The organism is Micromonospora tarensis (assembly GCF_016803395.1).
Taxonomy (GTDB): domain Bacteria; phylum Actinomycetota; class Actinomycetes; order Mycobacteriales; family Micromonosporaceae; genus Micromonospora; species Micromonospora tarensis.
The window spans coordinates 1-2,658 of record NZ_JAEVHL010000433.1 but is presented as its reverse complement, the minus strand read 5'-3'; the positions used below and the strand labels follow the sequence as shown (position 1 = coordinate 2,658).

The 2,658-nt window shown below is 72.7% G+C and carries 2 protein-coding genes; both read left to right on the top strand.

Annotated elements, in window-relative coordinates; translation table 11 throughout:
* Positions 1–36 precede the first annotated feature (36 nt).
* A complete protein-coding gene (locus JM949_RS35145; protein ID WP_238434449.1) occupies positions 37–1,476 on the top strand; it encodes an FtsW/RodA/SpoVE family cell cycle protein in 1,440 nt (479 codons plus the stop codon).
* Positions 1,476–2,582 carry an undecaprenyldiphospho-muramoylpentapeptide beta-N-acetylglucosaminyltransferase gene (gene murG / locus JM949_RS35140; protein WP_203152365.1) on the top strand — a complete coding sequence of 369 codons (1,107 nt, stop codon included), beginning with the start codon at positions 1,476–1,478 and terminating at the stop codon, positions 2,580–2,582. Before JM949_RS35145 ends, murG begins: the two co-directional genes overlap by 1 nt.
* Positions 2,583–2,658: the final 76 nt, after the last annotated feature.

Genomic DNA, 2,658 nt, shown 5'->3' with positions numbered 1-2,658 from the left:
CGGCGCGCCGCCGCGCGAGCCGAGCCGCCGACGCCACTGCGTGGCTTCGACGCGGCCAGCGGGCTCACCGCGCTCCGCGGCCTGCTGGACCGGCCGCTGGCCAGCTACTACCTGCTGTTGTCCAGCGCCGGCCTGCTGCTGCTGATCGGGCTGACCATGGTCTTCTCGGCGACCAGCGTGAAGGACTACGCCGAGGACGGCAACGCCTCGGCGTCGGTGACCAAGCAGGCCATCTTCGCGGTGATCGGCATCGGCGCGTTCTGGGCCTGCCAGCGCCTGCCCGCCAGCACCTACCGGTCGCTGGGCCGGCCGCTGCTGTTCACCGCGATCGCCCTGCTGTTGGTGCTCAACCTGCTGCTGGCCTACGCCCGGCTCACCGACCAGGATTCCGCCCGGATCGGTCCGATCGAGGCGCGGCTGCTCTGGCTCTTCATCGGCGGGATCCAGGTGCAGCCCTCCGAGTTGGCCAAGTTCGCCCTGGTGCTCTGGGGCGCGCACCTGATCGCCCGCAAGGGCGCCGCGCTGGGCTGGTGGCGGGAGCTGGCCACCCCGCTCTTTCCGGTGATGGGCCTGCTCTTCGTCCTGGTCGGCTACAACGACACCGGCACGATGCTCTGCCTGCTGGCGCTGGTGGTCGGCCTGCTCTGGGCCGCCGGCGTCCGGATGCGGGTGTTCGGCGCGCTGACCGTGGTCGGGCTGGTCGGCGTCGGCCTGCTCGTCGCGGTGGCCTCGCTGGGTGCCGGTTCCGGCGAGCGCGGTTCGGACAACTACCGCCTCGCGCGGCTGAGCATGTTCTTCAACCCGCCGGACCCGGAGACCTGCAAGCTCAACGACTGCCTCCAGTTCTACCAGGGCCGACTGGCCATCGAGCACGGCGGCTGGTTCGGGGTCGGGCTGGGCAAGGGCAGCCTGAAGTGGGACTGGCTGCCCGAGGCGCACAACGACTTCATCTTCGCGGTGATCGCCGAGGAGCTGGGCGTGATCGGCTGCGCGGTGGTGCTCAGCCTGTTCGCGGTGCTGGCGTACACCGGTCTGCGGATCGCCCGGCGGGTCGACGACCCGTTCCGGCGGCTCGCCGCCGCCGCCGTGACCACCTGGCTGGTCAGCCAGGCCGTGATCAACGTCGGTGGGGTGGTCGGGCTGCTGCCGATCACCGGTTTGCCGCTGCCGTTCATCTCCGACGGCGGAAGCGCCCTGGTGGTGACGTTGGCCGGGGTCGGCATGCTGGCGTCCTTCGCCCGGGCCGAACCCGATGCGGCCAGAGCACTGCATGCCCGTCCGCCGGCCCGGTGGGTCCGACTACTCTGGGCCCCGTTGCCGCCGCTTCCCGGCCGGCGTCGCCGGCCGGCGACACCGCCGGGTGACCGAGGGTCCGTGCCCCGGTCCCGCGAGCGGCGCCACGACGAACCGGCCGCGCCGCGCGGGGTCCGACAGGACCGCAGCCGCAGGGGTACGGCGAGCGAGAGGAGACGCTGATGGGTCCGCTGCGTTCGGTGGTACTCGCGGGAGGTGGCACCGGTGGACACGTCTACCCGCTGCTCGCCTTCGCCGACTGCCTGCGCCGACACGACCCGGGCGTCCGGATCACCTGCCTCGGCACACCCCGGGGCATGGAGAACGACCTGATCCCGCCGCACGGCTACGACCTACGGCAGATCCCCGCGTACCAGCTGCCCCGGTCGGTGAACATGAACCTGGTCCGTACCCCGGGCCGGATGTGGACCGCGGCCCGCGCCGCGGGCAAGGTGATCGACGAGGTCCGCGCCGACGCGGTCGTCGGCTTCGGCGGGTACGTCTCGGTGCCGGCCTACCTGGCCGCGTGGCGCCGGGAACTGCCCATGGTGATCCACGAGGTGAACGTGCCACCGGGCGTGGCCAACCGGTTGGGCATGAAGTTCACCAAGAACGTCGCGGTGGGCTTCCCGCACCAGCCGAGCCAGGCGGAGTCGCTGCGCGACGCCACGGTGGTCGGGGTGCCGCTGCGGCGCAGCATCACCAGCCTGGACCGGTACGCGCTGCGCAACGCCGCCCGCGCCCACTTCGGGCTCCGCCCGGACCTGCCGGTGCTCTTCGTCTCCGGCGGTTCGTCCGGCGCCCGCACGATCAACCTGGCGGTCTCCGGGGCGGCCAAGGAGCTGGCCCGCAACGGCGTGCAGGTGCTGCACGTGATGGGGGCCCGCAACGAGCCGGTGCCGATCCCCTCCGACCTGCCGGTGCCGTACGTGACGCTGCCGTACCTGTCGGAGATGGAGCTGGGTTACGCCGCCGCCGACCTGATGCTGGCCCGGGGCGGGGCGATGACCGTCGCCGAGGTGGCCGCGATCGGGCTGCCGACGATCTTCGTGCCGTACCCGCACAGCAACCAGGAGCAGCGGCGCAACGCGTTGCCCGTGGTGGAGGCCGGCGGTGGGCTGCTGGTCGACGACGCGGAGCTGACCCCGGACTGGCTGGAGCGCACCGTCATTCCGCTGATCCGCGACCCCCAGCGGTTGTCCGCGATGGGTGCCGCCGCGGCGGCCTACGGTCGGCGCGACGGCGACGAGGCGCTGCGCTCCTTCGTCATGGCGGCGGTGGCCCGGTGACGGCGCAGTTCACCCCAGCCGGCACCCTCACCGCCGAGGACCTGGGCGCGGTCCACCTGATCGGGGTGGGCGGGGT